Source organism: Streptomyces sp. NPDC001744 (assembly GCF_042892575.1).
Classification (GTDB): domain Bacteria; phylum Actinomycetota; class Actinomycetes; order Streptomycetales; family Streptomycetaceae; genus Streptomyces.
Window position 1 is genome coordinate 105,954 of record NZ_JBIAUG010000012.1, and the last position, 16,894, is coordinate 122,847.

The window sequence follows — 16,894 nt, forward strand, 5'->3', positions numbered from 1 at the left end:
CCCCGGAGGCGGGCGGAAGCACCGCCTCCGGGGGCCTCTCGCGTCCGCCGGAGGCCGTGGGCCGGGTCCGGGGCGCGCCGCCGGGTCGGCGTCGGCTCGGCGGGCCCGCCCCGCCCCGTCCCGGTCAGCTCAGGAGACCGCGTCCTCCTGGCCCGGGTCCTGCTCCGTCTGCTGCACATACCGCAGCACGCCCCACATGCTGTGCTCGTCGGGCACGTCCTCCGGGCCGTTCAGCTCGCAGGCGGCGAGGTCCTTGCGCAGACGGGCCGCGTCGGTGCCGGAGCCGATCAGGACGAGCTGGGTGAGGCGCTCCTCGCCGGCGGGCCAGGGCTCCGGGTAGAACCGGAGGAAGCGCCCGACCGCGTGGACGGTGTAGCGGTTGACCGGGTCGGCGGCGCCGAGGTCGACGAAGCCCTTGATCCGGTAGACGCCCTCGGGGCGCGCGTCGAGGAACTCCATCAGACGGCGCGGATGGAGCGGCGTCGAGGCGGTCAGCGAGAACGCCTCGTAGTCCGCGTGCGGGTGCTCCTGATCGGTCTCGCCGGGTTCGTACAGGACGTCCTCGATCGACATCTGGCCCTCGATCTCGCCGTCCGGCGCGACCCGGTCGAAGAGCAGTTCCGGGTCGACGCGTCCGTGGGAGGTCTCGACCACTGCGGCGCGTCCGGCGAGTTCCGCCACCGTTTCCCGTACGGCCCGCAGCTCGTCCCCGGGCACCCGGTCGATCTTGTTGACGACCACGAGATCGGCGACGGCGAGGTGCCGGTCGGTCCCGGGGTGCCGCTGCCGGGTGGTCTCGAACTCGGCCGCGTCGACGACCTGGACGAGCCCTCCGTACACGGTCCGCCCGTTCTCGCTGGCGAGCACCATGCGGACGAGTTCCTGCGGCTCCGCGAGTCCGCTCGCCTCGATCACGATCACGTCGAGCCGGGACTCGGGCCGGGTCAGGACCTCCAGGTACTCGTCGAGTTCGCTCGCGTCGACGGCGCAGCACAGACAGCCGTTGCCGAGGGAGACGGTGGAGCCGACCTGGCCGGCGACGGTCATCGCGTCGATGCCGATGTCGCCGAAGTCATTGACCATGACCCCGATGCGGGTGCCCCGGGCGCTGCGCAGCAGATGGTTGAGGAGCGTGGTCTTCCCGGCCCCGAGGAACCCTGCCAGGACGACGACGGGGATCTGCTGTGTGGTCAAGGGAACGTGCCTCCGGTCGTACTCGGTCGCGGTCTCCGTGGCACGCCACCCCGCGGAAAGGCCCAGGATAGGCGTCCGTCCGGCCGGTGGCGGGCTCCGGAACGGCGCGGTGCCGCGGGTACCGCTGCGGTCCTCCGGGTCCTACCCCGCTCCCGCCCCCGCACGCGCGCCGCCTCCGCCCGCCGGCCCCGGCCCCCGCACGCCCCGTCCCGGCCTTCCGTCCCCCCTCGTCTCCGTCCCGGCCTTCCGTCCTCCCTCGTCCTCCCCCCTCGTCTCCGTCCCGGCCCCGGCTCTCTCCCCCGCCCTTCGCGTGGTCCCCACAGCGCTTCCCCCCACCGTCCGGGCCTCCGCGACCGGCCCGGTGCCCTTCGTCCGGGAGGCTCGTTTCCCGTCCCGGGGTGTCTCCCCGTACCTTTTCGGACATGAACCCCGCACAGACCGGCCTTGCGTGCCCCCTCGCGCGCCGTCGGCGGTTCGGGTGGCCCCAGCGGGTGTTCTCGCAGGTCCTGCTGATGCAGCTGGCCATCGCGACCGGCGTGACCGTCCTCGCCACCGGACTCTTCCTGGCTCCGCTCGGCGCACAGCTCGACGACCAGGCCATGCGGCGCGCCCTGGCCATCGCCGGGGCCACCGCGTCGCCCCGGCTCGCCGCCGGTCTCGACGCCGGGCCGCCGTCCGCGCGGGGCCCGGTGCAGACGGAGGCCGAGCGGGTCCGGACCTCCACGGGCGCCGAGTACGTCGTCGTCATGGACACGCGAGGAGTGCGCTGGTCGCACCCCGATCCCGCCCGCATCGGCGGGCTCGTCTCCACCGACCCCAGCACCGCCCTGGCCGGGCGGGAGGTGATGGAGATCGACGACGGCACCCTGGGCCGCTCGGCGCGCGGCAAGGTGCCGCTGCGCGACGCGGACGGGCGGATCGTCGGAGCGGTCTCCGTCGGCATCGAGTACGACAGCGTCCGCGCCCGGCTCCTCGCCGCGATCCCCGGCCTCCTGGCCTACGCCGGCGGGGCGCTCGCGGCCGGGGCCCTGGCGGCGTACCTGATCTCCCGGCGTCTCCAGCGGCAGACCCACGACCTGGCCTTCTCCGACATCTCCGCCCTCCTCGCCGAACGCGAGGCCATGCTCCACGGCATCCGGGAGGGGGTCGTGGCCCTGGACCGCAACGGCTCCGTACGGCTCATGAACGACGAGGCGCAGCGGCTCCTCGGCCTCGGCCCCGAGGCCGCGGGCCGGCCGCTCGACGAGGTCCTCGGCCGGGGCCGCACCTCCGACGTCCTCGCGGGCCGGGTCACCGGCGAGGACCTGGTCACGGTCCGGGGACACCGGGTACTGATCGCGAACCGGATGCCCACGGACGACGGCGGCGCGGTGGCGACCCTCCGCGACCGCACCGAGCTGGAACGCCTCGGCCGCGAGCTGGACTCCACCCGGGGCCTGATCGACGCCCTCCGGGCCCAGGACCACGAGCACGCCAACCGGATGCACACCCTCCTCGGCCTCCTGGAACTGGAGATGTACGAGGACGCGGTGGAATTCGTCACCGAGGTGGTCGGGGTGCACCGGGCCACCGCCGAGCAGGTCACCGAGAAGGTCCACGACCCGCTCCTCGCCGCGCTCCTGGTCGGCAAGGCCACCGTCGCCGCCGAGCGCGGCGTCTCGCTGCGGATCGCGTCCGGTTCCCTGCTGCCGGACCGGCTCGTCGACCCTCGCGAACTGGTCACCGTCGTCGGCAACCTCGTCGACAACGCCCTGGACGCCGCCGCGGGTACCCCCGAAGCACGGATCGACGTCTCCTTCCGCGCCGAGGGCCGGGCGGTCGTCCTGCGGGTCTCGGACAGCGGGCCCGGTGTGCCGGAGGACCGCCGTGAACTGATCTTCACCGAGGGCTGGACGACGAAGCCCCTTCCGTCCCACGGAAAGCGCGGACTCGGTCTCGCCCTGGTGCGCCGACTCGCCGAGCGCCGGGGCGGAACCGCCACCGTGACCGGAGGCCCCGACGGCGGCGCCCGGTTCACCGTCGTCCTCCCCGACGCGCTCTCCGACCCCTCGGACGACCCGGGGCCCGGCGTGCCCACCGCGTCACCGGGACCGGCCGGGGAGGCGCGATGATCGACGTACTCGTGGTGGACGACGACGTGCGGGTCGCCCGGATCAACGCCGCCTACGTCGCCAAGACGTCCGGCTTCCGGGTCGTCGCCACCGCCCACTCGACCGCCGGGGCGCTCGCCGCCCTGGACGCGCGGCCGGTGGACCTGGTCCTCCTCGACCACTACCTGCCGGACGAGAACGGCCTCGCGGCGGTACGCGAACTCCGCGCGCGTGGCCACCAGTGCGACGTGATCATGGTGACGGCGGCCAGGGACATGGCCACCGTGCAGGCGGCGATGCGGCACGGTGCCCTCCAGTACCTGGTCAAGCCGTTCAACTTCGCCGGACTGCGCGCCAAACTGGAGGCGTACGCGACGCTCCGCCGCACCCTGGAGGGCGGGGGCGAGGCCGAACAGGTCGAGGTGGACCGGATCTTCGGAGCCCTGTCGGCGGGCTCCGTCGCCCCCGACCTGCCCAAGGGCCACTCCCCCACCACGGCCGAACTGGTCCGGCAGGTCCTGCTCGCCGCCGACGGCCCGCTGTCCGCGCAGGAGATCGCCGAGCGCTCCGGCGTCAGCCGCCAGACCGCCCAGCGCTACCTGAAGCTCCTGGAGCGCGCCGACCGCGTACGCCTCTCGCTCCGGTACGGCGAGACGGGCCGCCCCGAGCACCAGTACACCTGGACGACTCCACCGGCCGCCGTCTGACGCCCGGAACGGGACCGGGTCAGACCGCTCCCGCTCCGGTGAGCGCCCGGACCTCGGTCTCCGCGTGCCGCGCCTCGTCGGGCGGCTCGGCGGAGGTGACCGTACCGATCCAGCCGGCGAGGAAACCGAGCGGAACGGACACCACACCCGGGTTCTGGAGCGGGAAGAGGTGGAAGTCGACGCCGGGGAACAGCGCCTCGGGGGCACCGGAGACGACCGGTGAGAACAGGACCAGCAGCACGGCCGGAACCAGACCGCCGTACACCGACCAGACCGCCCCCCTGGTCGTGAACTTCCGCCAGAACAGCGAATAGAGCAGCACCGGCAGGTTGGCGGAGGCCGCGACCGCGAAGGCCAGGCCGACGAGGAAGGCCACGTTGAGGTCGCTGGCGAGCAGTCCGAGGCCGATGGCGGCGGCGCCGATCACGGCCGCGGCGACCCGGGCCACGGCCACTTCGCTGTACTGCCTCGCGTGCCGGCGGCGCAGCGAGGCGTAGAGGTCGTGGGCGACGGAGGCCGAGGAGGCGAGGGTGATCCCCGCGACGACGGCGAGGATGGTCGCGAAGGCGACGGCGGCGACCACCGCGAAGAGCACGGTGCCCCCGGTGGAGCCCGCGCCTCCGCCGAGGTCGAGCGCGAGGAGCGGTACGGCGGTGTTCCCGGCCGCGTTGGACGCGCGGACCTCGTCGGGGCCGATGAGGGCGGCCGCGCCGAAGCCGAGCACGATGGTCATCAGGTAGAAGCTGCCGATGAGGCCGATGGACCAGACGACGGAATGCCGGGCGGCCCGGGCGGTCGGCACGGTGTAGAAGCGCGACAGGATGTGCGGCAGCCCCGCCGTGCCCAGGACCAGGGCGATGCCGAGGCTGATGAAGTCGAGGCGGGCCGTCCAGTCGCCGCCGTACCGGAGTCCGGGGGCGAGGAAGCCGGGGCCGTGGCCGCTGCGCTCGGCGGCGGTGGAGAGCAGACCGTTCACGTCGCCGTGGAAACGGAGCAGGACGAGGACGGTGAGCGCGACCGTGCCCGCCATGAGCAGGACCGCCTTGACGATCTGGATCCAGGTGGTGGCCCGCATGCCGCCGAGCGACACGTAGATCACCATCAGTGCCCCCACGCCGATCACCGTCCAGGAGCGGGCCGCCTCGCCGGTGCCGCCGAGGAGCAGGGCGACCAGGCTTCCGGCGCCCACCATCTGCGCCACGAGGTACAGCACGGAGACGGCCACCGAGGACGTCCCGACGGCGATCCGCACGGGACGCTCGGACATCCGCGCGGCGACGACGTCGGCCAGCGTGAACCGCCCGCAGTTGCGGACCAGTTCGGCGACCAGCAGGAGGACGACCAGCCAGGCGACGAGGAAGCCGATCGAGTACAGCATGCCGTCGTAGCCGTAGAGCGCGATCAGTCCGGAGATGCCGAGGAAGGACGCCGCCGACATGTAGTCGCCGGCGATGGCGAAGCCGTTCTCCATCGGTGAGAACAGCCGCCCGCCGGCGTAGAACTCCTCCGCCGAACCCTGTCGGCTGCGGCTCACCCAGGTGGTGATGCCCAGGGTCACGGCGACGAAGACGCTGAACAGCACGAGCGCCAGGGTCTGGTGGTCTCCGGTCACCGCTGTGCCGCCCCTCGGGTCATCTCCTGCGTGTCCCAGCGCAGTTCCAGCGCCGCCCGGTCCCTGCGCAGCCGCGCGTGGCGCGCGTAGGCCCAGGTCAGCAGGAAGGTGGTGAGGAACTGCCCGAGTCCCGCGACCATCGCCACGTTCACCGCTCCGGCGACCGGCCGGGCCATGAGCTCCGGCGCGGCGGTCGCCGCCACGACGTAGGCGAGGTACCAGAGCAGGAAGGCGGAGGTGGCCGGGAAGACGAACCGGCGGTAGCGGCCGCGCACTTCCTGGAAGGCGGGGCTGCGCTGGACCTCCAGGTAGATCTCCGCCGCGCTGGGGACCCGCTGCCGCGGCACCGTGCCCCGATGGCCGTCACCGGCCGTTCCGCTCTCCGCCCACCCCTCCCGGCCCGGGGTCGTCACGTCGTACCAGGGGTCGTCGGCCGGCACCGTCGAAGTGCCGCGCCCCTCCTGCTTGTCCACCTGCTCCACCGGTCCAACTCTCCTTGTCAGCGGACCGTTTCGGCCGCGCATCCAAGGATGGACAGAGCGGGAAGTTCCCGGACTCTTCTCCCTTCCAACTTCACCCCATCAGGTGAGTTTTCCTCCGGGCACCCTGACAAGCCCGTGCTGATATGCGTACCGCACGGCCTGCGCGCGGTCGCGTGCTCCGGTCCTGGCGAAGAGGTCGTCGATGCGGGTCTCCACCGTCGCCGTGGAGATCCGCGGGCGTCCTGCGGTCTCCCCTCCGCCGGCGCCCTCGGCGAGGCGTCCGCGCGCACCGGCCCGCAACGCCGGGAACAACCGGGAACAAGGAGATGTCGTCGGCGTACGCGGCCAGCACCACGACCTCCGCTCCGAGGCGCCGCTCGCGGATCCGGCGGGTGGCCCCGACACCGTCGCAGCGGGGCATCCACGGTCCGCACCCACCCCCATCCCATCCGTCACCACAGCACTACGGAGAGTCAGGCATCGTGTGATCGACCCGTGGGTGGAGCATGTGCCTCCACCCACGGGCGGAGCGCCTCAGGCGTCGATGCGCGAGCGGTCGAGAGTGGCCGCCGAACTGGTGATGAACTCCTTGCGGGGTGCCACGTCGTTGCCCATGAGCAGGTCGAAGACCTGCTCGGACGCCTCCAGGTCACCGATGTTGATCCGGCGCAGGGTGCGGTGGCGCGGGTCCATGGTGGTCTCCGCGAGCTGGTCCGCGTCCATCTCGCCCAGGCCCTTGTAGCGCTGGATGGAGTCCTTGTAGCGGACCCCCTTGCGCTGGAACTCCAGCAGGGTCTGCCGCAGCTCGTTGTCCGAGTACGTGTAGACGTACTTGTCCTGGCCCCGCTTCGGCTGGACGAGTTCGATGCGGTGCAGCGGGGGTACGGCCGCGAAGACCCGCCCCGCCTCGACCATGGGCCGCATGTAGCGCTGGAAGAGGGTCAGCAGCAGGGTGCGGATGTGGGAGCCGTCGACGTCGGCGTCGGTCATCATGATGACCTTGCCGTAGCGGGCCGCGTCGATGTCGAAGGTGCGGCCCGAACCCGCTCCTATGACCTGGATGATCGCACCGCACTCGGCGTTCTTGAGCATGTCCGAGACCGACGACTTCTGCACGTTGAGGATCTTGCCGCGGATCGGCAGCAGGGCCTGGAACTCGCTGTTGCGGGCGAGCTTGGCCGTACCGAGCGCGGAGTCCCCCTCGACGATGAAGAGCTCGCTGCGCTCCACGTCGTCGCTGCGGCAGTCGGCGAGCTTGGCCGGCAGGGAGGAGGACTCCAGCGCGGTCTTCCTGCGCTGCGCCTCCTTGTGCTGCCGGGCCGCGATCCGGGTCCGGGCCGCCGCGACGGCCTTCTCCAGGACGGCGCGGGCCTGCGCCTTGGCGTCCCGCCTGGTGGAGGTGAGGAACGCCTTGAGCTCCTTGGCCACCACGTTCGCCACGATCCGGCGGGCAGCGGAGGTGCCGAGCACCTCCTTGGTCTGCCCCTCGAACTGCGGCTCCGCGAGACGCACGGTCACGACGGCCGTGAGCCCTTCCAGGGCGTCGTCCTTGACGACGTCGTCCTCGGCGACCCGCAGCATCTTGGCCGAGCGCAGCACCTCGTTCACGGTCTTCGTGACGGCCTGCTCGAAGCCGGAGACGTGGGTGCCTCCCTTGGGGGTGGCGATGATGTTGACGAAGGACTTGACCGTCGTGTCGTAGCCGGTGCCCCATCGCAGGGCGACGTCGACCGCGAGCTCCCGGGTGACCTCGGTGGGGGTCATGTGACCGCGATCGTCGAGGACCGGGACGGTCTCCTTGAAGGTGCCCTGTCCGGTGAGGCGCTGGATGTCGCAGACGGCCTTGTCCTGCGCGAGGTACTCGCAGAACTCGCTGATCCCTCCGTCGAAGCGGAAGGTCTCCTCGCTCTTGCCGATGCCGGCCAGGTCCCGCTCGTCGCGGACGACGATGGTGAGGCCGGGCACGAGGAAGGCGGTCTGCCGGGCGCGCTGGTGGAGCGTCTCCAGGGAGAGCTTGGCGTCCTTGAGGAAGATCTGCCGGTCCGCCCAGTAGCGGACGCGGGTGCCGGTGCGGGTCTTGGGGATCCGCTTGCCCTTGTGGAGCCCGTTGGCCGGGTCGAAGGGGCTGTCGGGCCCCTGCTCCGTGAAGACTCCGGGGACGCCGCGGCGGAAGCTGATCGAGTGGGTCGCGCCGTTCCGGTCGACCTCGACGTCGAGACGGGCCGACAGGGCGTTGACCACGGAGGCGCCGACGCCGTGCAGACCGCCGGAGGCCGCGTACGAACCGCCGCCGAACTTTCCGCCGGCGTGCAGCTTGGTCATGACGACCTCGACGCCCGAGAGACCGGTCTTCGGCTCGACGTCGACCGGGATGCCCCTGCCGTTGTCCCGGACCTCGACGGAGCCGTCCTCGTGGAGGAGGACCTCGATGTGGTCGCAGTAGCCGCCGAGGGCCTCGTCGACCGAGTTGTCGATGATCTCCCAGATGCAGTGCATCAGGCCGCGGCTGTCGGTGGACCCGATGTACATCCCGGGGCGCTTGCGAACCGCTTCGAGCCCTTCGAGTACGAGCAGGTGCCGCGCGGTGTAGTTGGAACCGTCACGGTCTGCGGTCAGCAGCGCACTGGACGGCACGGACGTTTCGGCGGTCACGCGGTTCGCTCCTCGCTGAATTTGAAATCTGGCCCGATGGGTAAGGCCCGGCGTCGGTTCACCGGTTCAGAGCGTACCGATGCCTGGTAGAGCCGTTGCCACGCCACCCTCCCCGTTTCCTCATGCTAGTCCAGAGTCGCATAGATGTTCGATCCCTCGGAGGGCTGACGCGAACATCACGTTCCCTTCCAGGCATGAACCATTTAGGCTCCGGGCACGTCCTCATGAACAACCGGCAACCACGCCGGGAGGGCCGACCGAGACAAGCAACGCGAAAACCGTAGTGCGACGCAATACGGCTCATTCGCCGCAACCGGCAACAGACAGCCACCTTGGAAGAAGTTTCAAGGAAAAGCCACGAGCGGGAACGTTTTCGGCCTGGTTGGATGTTGACCCTGGTACGACAGCTCGTCGAGCTAGAGAAGAGGCGACGTGACTACTGTTCTGACCCCCGCGAGCCCCCTGACGGCCGCTGACCGCTGCGACCGCTGCGGCGCCCAGGCCTACCTGCGTGTCGTTCTGACCAGCGGAGGTGACTTGCTCTTCTGCGCCCACCACGGACGTAAGTTCGAGCCGGAACTCAAGAAGATCGCCGTTGAGATACAGGATGAGACGGACCGGCTGACCGATGCGCCGGCCCGCACGATGGGTGACGAACACTGACGCCCCGCATCCACGACGAGCCCAGGGTCGGTCACTGACCGGACGGCGGGCGGTCACCCCTCTCTCCGAGGAGGGTGGCCGCCCGTTCTCGTTCCTCCGCCCCGGTCGACCGCGGCGGAGTCCGGCGCGGCACCCCCGGCGCCTTCCGCGGACCCCGGCTCAGAAGTGTTCGGGCAGCACGGCGGAGACGCGCGTGTAGACACCGGGGCTCTCCGCCCGCCCGCACCCGCTGCCCCAGGACACCAGCCCCACGAGGAGCCCCCGGGCCACCAGGGGACCCCCGCTGTCCCCCTGGCACGCGTCCTTGCCGCCTCGTGGGTCCCCCGCGCACATCATCGTGTCCTTCTGGTACCGCACGCCGGAACCGCCCGGATACGCCCGCTCGCACGCCGTGTCCGGCAGCACCTGGACGCTCGCCGTACGCAGCGTGGAGGCGTAGGAACCGTTTCCGGTGGTGTCCCCCCAGCCGTAGACGCGTGCGGCCGTCCCGGGCGCGTACGCGGCGTCCCCGCCGCGGGCGACGCCGATCACGTACGACTCCGGCAGCGCCCTCGCCAACGTCAGCACCGCCAGGTCTCCCGTGTTGGCCGCCGGATCGTAGCCGGGGTTGATCCAGGCGCCGGAGACCCGCACCTCCTGACCGCCCTGGCCACGCAGCGCGGTACGGCCCGCGACGACCGCGAAGTCGGACACCTCCCCCGGCTCGCCTCCGAGGACCTCCCTGCCCAGGCAGTGGGCCGCGGTGAGCACCTTGGTCGGCGCGACGACCACGCCACCGCAGAACTGTCCCGCGCGCGCACCTCCGAACCGGTCACGGCTGGACAGCGCCACGACCCACGGCGCGTCCGCGATCCGGACCCGGCTGCCGCCCACCACGACACCGTCGGCGGTCGCGGGGGCGGCGACGGCGAGTTGTCCCGCCGCCGCGGTGATCAGGCCGAGAACACCCGTCAGCGCTCGGGTGAGGGAACCACGCATGGAGCCTCCTGACTCTCCGGTGACATCTGTTCACCCAGAGTCCAGCACCGGCGGCCCCGGCGCACCCCCGCACGCCGAAGGACCCGGCTCCCTCTTCCGGGGAGCCGGGTCCTTCGGCGTGACGTTCCGCGTCGCGTACGACTCAGTCGAGGTAGTCGCGCAGCACCTGCGAACGCGAGGGGTGGCGGAGCTTCGACATCGTCTTCGACTCGATCTGGCGGATCCGCTCCCGCGTCACGCCGTAGACCTTGCCGATCTCGTCCAGCGTCTTCGGCTGGCCGTCGGTGAGGCCGAAGCGCATCGAGACGACACCCGCCTCACGCTCGGAGAGCGTGTCGAGGACGGAGTGCAGCTGCTCCTGGAGGAGCGTGAAGCTCACCGCGTCGGCCGGGACGACCGCCTCGGAGTCCTCGATGAGGTCGCCGAACTCGCTGTCGCCGTCCTCACCCAGCGGGGTGTGGAGGGAGATGGGCTCACGGCCGTACTTCTGGACCTCGATGACCTTCTCGGGGGTCATGTCGAGTTCCTTGGCCAGCTCCTCCGGGGTGGGCTCGCGGCCCAGGTCCTGGAGCATCTGCCGCTGGACGCGCGCGAGCTTGTTGATGACCTCGACCATGTGCACCGGGATGCGGATGGTGCGGGCCTGGTCGGCCATGGCGCGGGTGATCGCCTGACGGATCCACCAGGTGGCGTACGTGGAGAACTTGTAGCCCTTGGTGTAGTCGAACTTCTCGACGGCGCGGATCAGACCCAGGTTGCCCTCCTGGATCAGGTCCAGGAAGAGCATGCCCCGGCCGGTGTAGCGCTTGGCGAGGGAGACCACCAGACGGAGGTTGGCCTCCAGGAGGTGGTTCTTGGCCCGGCGGCCGTCCTCGGCGATGATCTCCAGCTCGCGCTTGAGCTTCGGGGCGAGCTTGTCCGAGTTCGCGAGCTTGTCCTCGGCGAACAGGCCGGCCTCGATGCGCTTGGCGAGTTCGACCTCCTGCTCGGCGTTGAGCAGCGGGACCTTGCCGATCTGCTTGAGGTAGTCCTTGACCGGGTCGGCGGTGGCACCGGCGACGGCGACCTGCTGCGCGGGAGCGTCGTCCTCGTCCTCGTCGGACAGGACGAAGCCCTTGGCCTCGCCCTCGGTCTCCTCTTCCTCACCCTTGCCGGGCGCGACGTCCTCGATCAGCTCCTCGCCCTCGACGAGCTCGTCGGAGTCCTTCTTGGACGCGGTCTTCTTGGCCGCCGTCTTCTTGGCGACGGTCTTCTTCGCGACCGCCTTCTTGGCGACGGTCTTCTTGGCGGCCGCCTTCTTGGCGGGCGAGCCCGCTTCGTCGGCCGAGTCGGCACCTTCGGCCGCGGGGGCCGAGACGGTGGACTTCGTCACGGTCGTCCTGGCGGTGACGGTCTTGGTGGCGGTGCGCTTGGCCGGGCTCTTCGCTGCGACGCTCTTGCGGGCGCGCTTGGGCGACTCCGCTGCACTGACCATCAGCGTCACACCCTCTTCCTCGAGGATCTGATTGAGGCTGCGCAGAACATTCTTCCACTGGGTTGGCGGAATCTGGTCAGCCTCGAAGGCCCGACGCACGTCATCGCCGGCGATCTGCCCATCAGCCTTTCCCCGCTCGATGAGCGCCATCACAGACTCGGACTCGGCGATCTCCGGCGGGAGCGTACGGGATGTGCTGGCCGACACGAACAACCTCTCGGAACGATGGAAACGGCTTCCGGCCCCGCCCTGGATCGGGCTGGAGCCGACGACCGTCGACGGGGAGTGTGCCGACGGCGCGGGCTGGACCGGGGAACTGCACAGCGCCTGGGACGGCTGCTGTATTCCTTCCTCGGCTGTCACCTCTTAGGTCATCGCACGGCCCGGAGGAGTGTTACGCCCAATCTTCGTGGCCCGAGTCACACCCTATTTGCGACGAACAGCCCAGACCGGTGGATCAGTGCACATTCGTACCGCCGAAACCCCGAAGCCTCGCGGGAGGGCTCCGCCGAACTCCCGGGACCCGGTGCGTACGCCTCGGCGCCCGGCCGCGGCTCGCGGGTCAGTGTTCGCGGGGAGCGGGAACGACACGCTCCCCCTCGGGGTGGACCACGAGCAGCTGCCGCATGGCCGCCTCGGCCCCCTGGGCGTCTCCGGCGGCGAGCGCGTCCACGATCCGGCCGTGGTGCGCGAGGCACGCCTCGCTCGGCCGGTCGCAACCGGTGGCGGGGCCGCCGGAGACCTGGAGCGCGGCGGCGACGATGCCGGAGAGGTGCTCCAGCATGCGGTTCCCGGCGAGCTGGATGAGGAGGGAGTGGAATTCCGTGTCGGCCCGGGAGAAGGTGGTGCCGTCCCCCTGGGTGAAGGCGTGCCCCATGATCTCGACCATGTCGGCGAGGCGCTGCTGCACGTCCTCGCGACCGTGTCCGGCGGCGAGGCGGGCGGCCAGGGGTTCGATGGTCCAGCGCATCTCGTTCAGCTCACGGCGCTGATCGTCGCGCTGCGGGCCGAAGGCGCGCCATTCGATGATGTCGGGGTCGAGGAGGTTCCAGTCGCTGACGGGCCTGACCCGGGTACCGACGTTGGGACGGGCGCTGACGAGCCCCTTGGCCTCGAGCACACGGAGCGACTCGCGCACCACGGTGCGCGAGACCTCGAACCGCTGGCCGATCTCCTCGGGGACGAGCGGACGGTCGGCGCCGAGGTCACCGGAGACGATCATCTGGCCGAGCTGCTGGACGAGCTGTCCGTGCAGTCCCCGACCCCGGCTGCCGGTGCTCCTGCGTCCGACGCGGCCCAGGTCGGTCTCCACCCCCTCCCACGAGGAGGGGCCCACACGACCGGCGGCGGGCGCCTCCGGGTAGGGGTAGCGGTCGAGATCGCCCGGGGCGCCGAGGCCGGGGTCGACGGAGCGGGCGGCGGTCATCATGGTGTGCGCAAGGGTACTCACGCATCTTTTGTCGGCGCTGCTTCGACAGCCCTTGAGGTCTTTGCTGAAAAGCACACGAAAGGGTGATCAGCACCCCTTACACAATTGACGATTAATCGGTCATATAGTGCATAACGCAAAAGAGTTGTCGATCAGGCGGAACCTTTCGGTCTGCACACGATCACCAACGAGCCCTGCGGCGCAGTCCGGTGAGCACATAAGCGCAGAGCAACCCCGTCAACGTCAACGAAAGGGCCACTCCTGCGGGTTGTCCGACCACCCGCAGCGCCGCCGTCAGCCACTGGTCCACGACCGGCGACCAGTGCGGCCCCACAAACGCGCGCAGCCGCTCCGGAAGGCCGGCGGCCGACCGCACCGACGGCCCCGTCAACACCTTCTGCATCAGCGGGACGAAGGCGACCGGTACGGCGAGGACCGCGGCCATCCCGGCCGCAGCGGCCCGGAAGACGCCGGCCCCGAGCACTCCCGCCCAGGCGCAGCCGACGATCAACCCCAGCCAACTCGCCCACAGCGTGGGAGCGTTCTCCGGAACGGGGATCAAATCGGTTCCGTGGACGAGCCGCAGCGCCCCCAGGGCCGCCATCACGACAAGCACTCCGAGCACGAGGGCGACGGCCGCCGCCACGGCGAGTTTGGCCAGCAGCAGGGCGGGTTCGCGGGCCACGGCCCCACGGCCGGCGGTGAGCGCGGGATGGCGGTACTCCTCCGCGAAGGAGAGGGCGCCGAGCAATCCGGCCCCCAGAGCCGCGGGCGGCAGCGGGGAGAACGCGGGCCAGCCGGCGAGGACGGCGGGCAGCGCGGTCCGGCCACCGCGACCGAGGAGGAGGGCGAACGCCACGGAGACGAGCAGGACGGCGCCCATCACGAGGGGCGTGGACGGCACGCCCAGAAGGCGGTGGACCTCGTACCGGAGCGGACGCGAGGGCGCGCGGACCGGCTTTCGGGCAGCATCCGGCCTCCCGGGCGGGGCGTCACCGGCCGCGGTGGCGCGAGGCCGTCCGGTGTACCGCGACGCCGCCGCGCCGTCCCCCCCGGACGCGGCCCTCCCGGGAGCACCACCCTGTTCGGCACGCCGTCCGACGCCGCCGTCGCCACGGACGTCGGCGCCTCCGGCCGTGCCCGTCGCACCGGTGTCGCCGACCTCCTCGGTGAGGCGGTGGACCGGCACGCCGTGCCGGAAGGCGGTGTCACCGACGGAGGCGCAGTCACTGCCGTAGACGAGGAGACGGTTGCCGTCCTCGGCGACCGCCTCGACCGGGCGGCGGGCGGCTCTCGCCTCCCGGGTCACGGCCGCGGCCAGACGCGCGGCGTGCGGGGTGCGGACGGCGACCCGCGGACGCAGCCGGGTGCGGACGAACTCGGCCGCGTCCTGGTCGGCGACGAGCCGGCCGCGGTCGACGGCGACCACCCGGTCGGCGTTGCGGGCCGCGTCCTTGGGGTCCCGCGTGGTGTAGAGCACCGTGCCCCCCGCGGAGGCGTGGGCACGCAGGAACGCGTGCAGCCACCTGCTCTCGGATGCGGAGAGACCGGCGCCCGGTTCGTCGAGCAGCAGCGTGTGGGGGCCGCCCAACAACGCCGCGGCGAGGCCGAGACGGCGATCCGCCCCGATCGGCAGGGTGCCGATCCGCCGTCGCTCCAGGCCGGCGAGGCCGACCTCCCGCACCAGTTCCTCCGCGCGCGAGGCGGGGACTCCCGTGGCGGCGCAGAGCATCCGGAGCTGCCCCCGGACCGTACGGGCGGGATGCGCGGGGACGTCGCCGAGGAGCACGCCGACCTCGCGAGGGGGGTGGGCGATGCGGTGCAGCGGCCGACCGCGGAAGTAGGTGATCCCCCGCCCCGGTTCGATGTCGAGCATGAGGCGGAGGGCGGTGGTCTTGCCGGAGCCCCGGGGTCCGAGAAGGGCGGTCACGGCACCCGGCCGGGCGTCGAAGGTCAGATCGTCCACGGAGGGCGGACGACCGGGGCGGGAAGTGCTGGTGAGTCCGATTGCCTGGAGCATCGCTTCTCTCGCGGTAGGTGACACCGCTCCGCGGCAGGGCGGCGCTACCGCAGCAAGATAACGCTACATTTCGGACTTGAGGCGCATGGCGGGCATCAGGGGCGCCGGATTTCCGCCCTCCTCAGACCTCGGGGCGCAGCATGGGCGGATTGAGAAGGGTCGCCCCACCCGCACGGAAGAGCTGGGCGGGACGCCCTCCCTGACGGGTCGTGGTGCCACCGGCCGGAACCAGGAAGCCGGGCGTGCCGGTCACCTTGCGGTGGAAGTTGCGCGGATCCAGGGTCACCCCCCAGACCGCCTCGTAAACGCGCCGCAGCTCGCCGACCGTGAACTCCGGCGGACAGAAGGCAGTGGCCAGGGAGGAGTACTCGATCTTGGATCGAGCACGCTCCACCCCGTCGGCGAGGATTCTGGAGTGGTCGAAGGCGAGCGCCCCTTCGCCCTCGGCGCCGGCGGCCCCGCCCTCCCCGAGCAGCTCCTCGACCGGGGCCCAGCGGGCGCTGTTGGCGTCGCCGCCCGCCCGGGGGGCGGGAAGGTCGGGAGCCAGGGCGAGGTGGGCGACGCTGACCACGCGCATCCGGGGGTCGCGGTCGGGCGCCCCGTACGTCGCCAGCTGCTCCAGGTGCGCGCCGTTGCTCGGCACGGGAGTCGGTGCGGCCGGGTCGTGGGCACGAAGGCCGGTCTCCTCGACCAGTTCGCGCGCCGCCGCGGCACCGAGGTCCTCCTCCGCCCGCACGAAACCTCCGGGCAGCGCCCAGCTCCCCTTGAACGGCGCCTCCCCCCGTTTGACGACCAGCGCACAGAGTGCGTGGCGCCGCACGGTGAGCACGACCAGATCGACGGTGACGGCGAAGGGCGGAAAGGCCGACGGGTCGTAGGGAGGCATGCCGGGATCATAGTCGTCTTCCTGACGATAAGCACGTCCCGGGGAATCTTCGGCGACGGCTTCCCCGACGTGCCGCGAAGCTTCCCTCATGTCCGTGCCCGGCATCCCGTCACACCCCCGATCGAACGCCTCCGCTGCTGTCCCGACCATACCGAGACCACACCCGGCCGTCCGTACGGTGCGCGGTTCTCCGTGACCACGGGGCCCGACGACCGGAACGCCCGGCGCCTCCTGACAGGTCCGGTCCGGTTCCGCGGAGACCCACCGCGGGTTCGGGCCGGGATCCGCGACCGCCCTCGTTCCGGAGCCCGCGAAGTCCACGCGCGGAGCGTTTTCCGCAGGAAGTCGACGGGAACGGGCGGCGGCGCTCCACGAGATGCCCCGCTCCCTTCCGACCCCGCCCCGCGCACGTCCGAGGGTGGCACCCCGGGGCCCGCCTCCTCGGAGGTGCGCAGAACGTCGGGAACGAGCGGGAGGACGTGATCGAACATGCCGTGTGCCGGAGGGAGTTGCGTCCGTCGTGCCGTGCGGGGATGCGAGACGAACGCCGTGGACGTGTCCGGTCGGCTGTCCGGCGGGGCGACCGAGGGCCGTGGTGGACACGGAGCGCCCTCCGCGCGGACCAGGAGGCCGGAGGAGCACCGATGGCACGGTCCGCGCATCCGCGCCGGGGAGGGGAACGCGCTTGCGACCGACCCGATCACGGT

At 71.6% G+C, this 16,894-nt stretch carries 13 protein-coding genes and 1 pseudogene; 4 read left to right on the plus strand and 10 right to left on the minus strand.

The features are described 5' to 3' along the window. Positions 1-129: 129 nt before the first annotated feature. The gene (locus tag ACFYZY_RS16565; protein WP_388694210.1) at positions 130-1,194 is read right to left on the minus strand and encodes a CobW family GTP-binding protein; all 1,065 of its coding nucleotides are present in this window, start codon (positions 1,192-1,194) and stop codon (positions 130-132) included. 422 nt (positions 1,195-1,616) lie between these two features. On the opposite strand from ACFYZY_RS16565, the gene ACFYZY_RS16570 reads away from it, so the two are divergent. Both ACFYZY_RS16570 and ACFYZY_RS16575 read left to right on the plus strand, forming a co-directional pair. Further along, complete coding sequence (locus ACFYZY_RS16570) at positions 1,617-3,305, plus strand: ATP-binding protein (RefSeq protein WP_388694213.1); 1,689 nt, start codon at positions 1,617-1,619, stop codon at positions 3,303-3,305. Continuing rightward, positions 3,302-3,991, plus strand: a complete 690-nt coding sequence (locus ACFYZY_RS16575) for a response regulator (protein ID WP_388694216.1) — start codon at positions 3,302-3,304, stop codon at positions 3,989-3,991. The genes ACFYZY_RS16570 and ACFYZY_RS16575 overlap by 4 nt, the downstream gene beginning before the upstream one ends. 19 nt (positions 3,992-4,010) lie before the next feature. On the opposite strand, the gene ACFYZY_RS16580 is transcribed toward ACFYZY_RS16575, so the two are convergent. The 4 genes and pseudogenes from ACFYZY_RS16580 to ACFYZY_RS16595 all read right to left on the minus strand — a co-directional run bounded on the left by ACFYZY_RS16580 (position 4,011) and on the right by ACFYZY_RS16595 (position 8,737). Then, positions 4,011-5,603: a cation acetate symporter gene (locus ACFYZY_RS16580; RefSeq protein WP_388694218.1), complete on the minus strand. Its 1,593-nt coding sequence runs from the start codon at positions 5,601-5,603 to the stop codon at positions 4,011-4,013. Continuing rightward, positions 5,600-6,085: a DUF485 domain-containing protein gene (locus ACFYZY_RS16585; RefSeq protein WP_388694221.1), complete on the minus strand. Its 486-nt coding sequence runs from the start codon at positions 6,083-6,085 to the stop codon at positions 5,600-5,602. The genes ACFYZY_RS16580 and ACFYZY_RS16585 overlap by 4 nt, the downstream gene beginning before the upstream one ends. Before the next feature lie 99 nt (positions 6,086-6,184). Then, positions 6,185-6,506 (minus strand): annotated as a pseudogene (locus ACFYZY_RS16590) (DNA-binding response regulator); the annotation flags it as partial. 113 nt (positions 6,507-6,619) lie between these two features. After that, a complete protein-coding gene (locus tag ACFYZY_RS16595) occupies positions 6,620-8,737 on the minus strand; it encodes a type IIA DNA topoisomerase subunit B (protein WP_388694224.1) in 2,118 nt (705 codons plus the stop codon). Between the two features lie 432 nt (positions 8,738-9,169). Between ACFYZY_RS16595 and ACFYZY_RS16600 the strand changes: the two genes are divergently transcribed. Beyond that, positions 9,170-9,400, plus strand: a complete 231-nt coding sequence (locus tag ACFYZY_RS16600) for a hypothetical protein (RefSeq protein WP_388694226.1) — start codon at positions 9,170-9,172, stop codon at positions 9,398-9,400. A gap of 159 nt (positions 9,401-9,559) precedes the next feature. On the opposite strand, the gene ACFYZY_RS16605 is transcribed toward ACFYZY_RS16600, so the two are convergent. Next, positions 9,560-10,378: a S1 family serine peptidase gene (locus tag ACFYZY_RS16605; protein WP_388694229.1), complete on the minus strand. Its 819-nt coding sequence runs from the start codon at positions 10,376-10,378 to the stop codon at positions 9,560-9,562. A 142-nt stretch (positions 10,379-10,520) separates the two neighbouring features. Beyond that, the gene (locus ACFYZY_RS16610; protein ID WP_388694232.1) at positions 10,521-12,059 is read right to left on the minus strand and encodes an RNA polymerase sigma factor; all 1,539 of its coding nucleotides are present in this window, start codon (positions 12,057-12,059) and stop codon (positions 10,521-10,523) included. Between ACFYZY_RS16610 and ACFYZY_RS16615 the strand changes: the two genes are divergently transcribed. Then, complete coding sequence (locus ACFYZY_RS16615) at positions 11,992-12,222, plus strand: hypothetical protein (RefSeq protein WP_388694382.1); 231 nt, start codon at positions 11,992-11,994, stop codon at positions 12,220-12,222. The genes ACFYZY_RS16610 and ACFYZY_RS16615 overlap by 68 nt on opposite strands. A 192-nt stretch (positions 12,223-12,414) precedes the next feature. Here ACFYZY_RS16615 and ACFYZY_RS16620 read toward each other — a convergent pair whose 3' ends face one another. From ACFYZY_RS16620 to ACFYZY_RS16630, 3 genes are all read right to left on the minus strand, one after another. Continuing rightward, complete coding sequence (locus tag ACFYZY_RS16620; RefSeq protein WP_388694235.1) at positions 12,415-13,302, minus strand: FadR/GntR family transcriptional regulator; 888 nt, start codon at positions 13,300-13,302, stop codon at positions 12,415-12,417. Positions 13,303-13,462: 160 nt separating this feature from the next. Beyond that, the gene (locus tag ACFYZY_RS16625; RefSeq protein WP_388694237.1) at positions 13,463-15,301 is read right to left on the minus strand and encodes an ATP-binding cassette domain-containing protein; all 1,839 of its coding nucleotides are present in this window, start codon (positions 15,299-15,301) and stop codon (positions 13,463-13,465) included. 121 nt (positions 15,302-15,422) lie between these two features. Further along, positions 15,423-16,187, minus strand: a complete 765-nt coding sequence (locus ACFYZY_RS16630; RefSeq protein WP_388694240.1) for an NUDIX domain-containing protein — start codon at positions 16,185-16,187, stop codon at positions 15,423-15,425. Positions 16,188-16,894 lie beyond the last annotated feature (707 nt).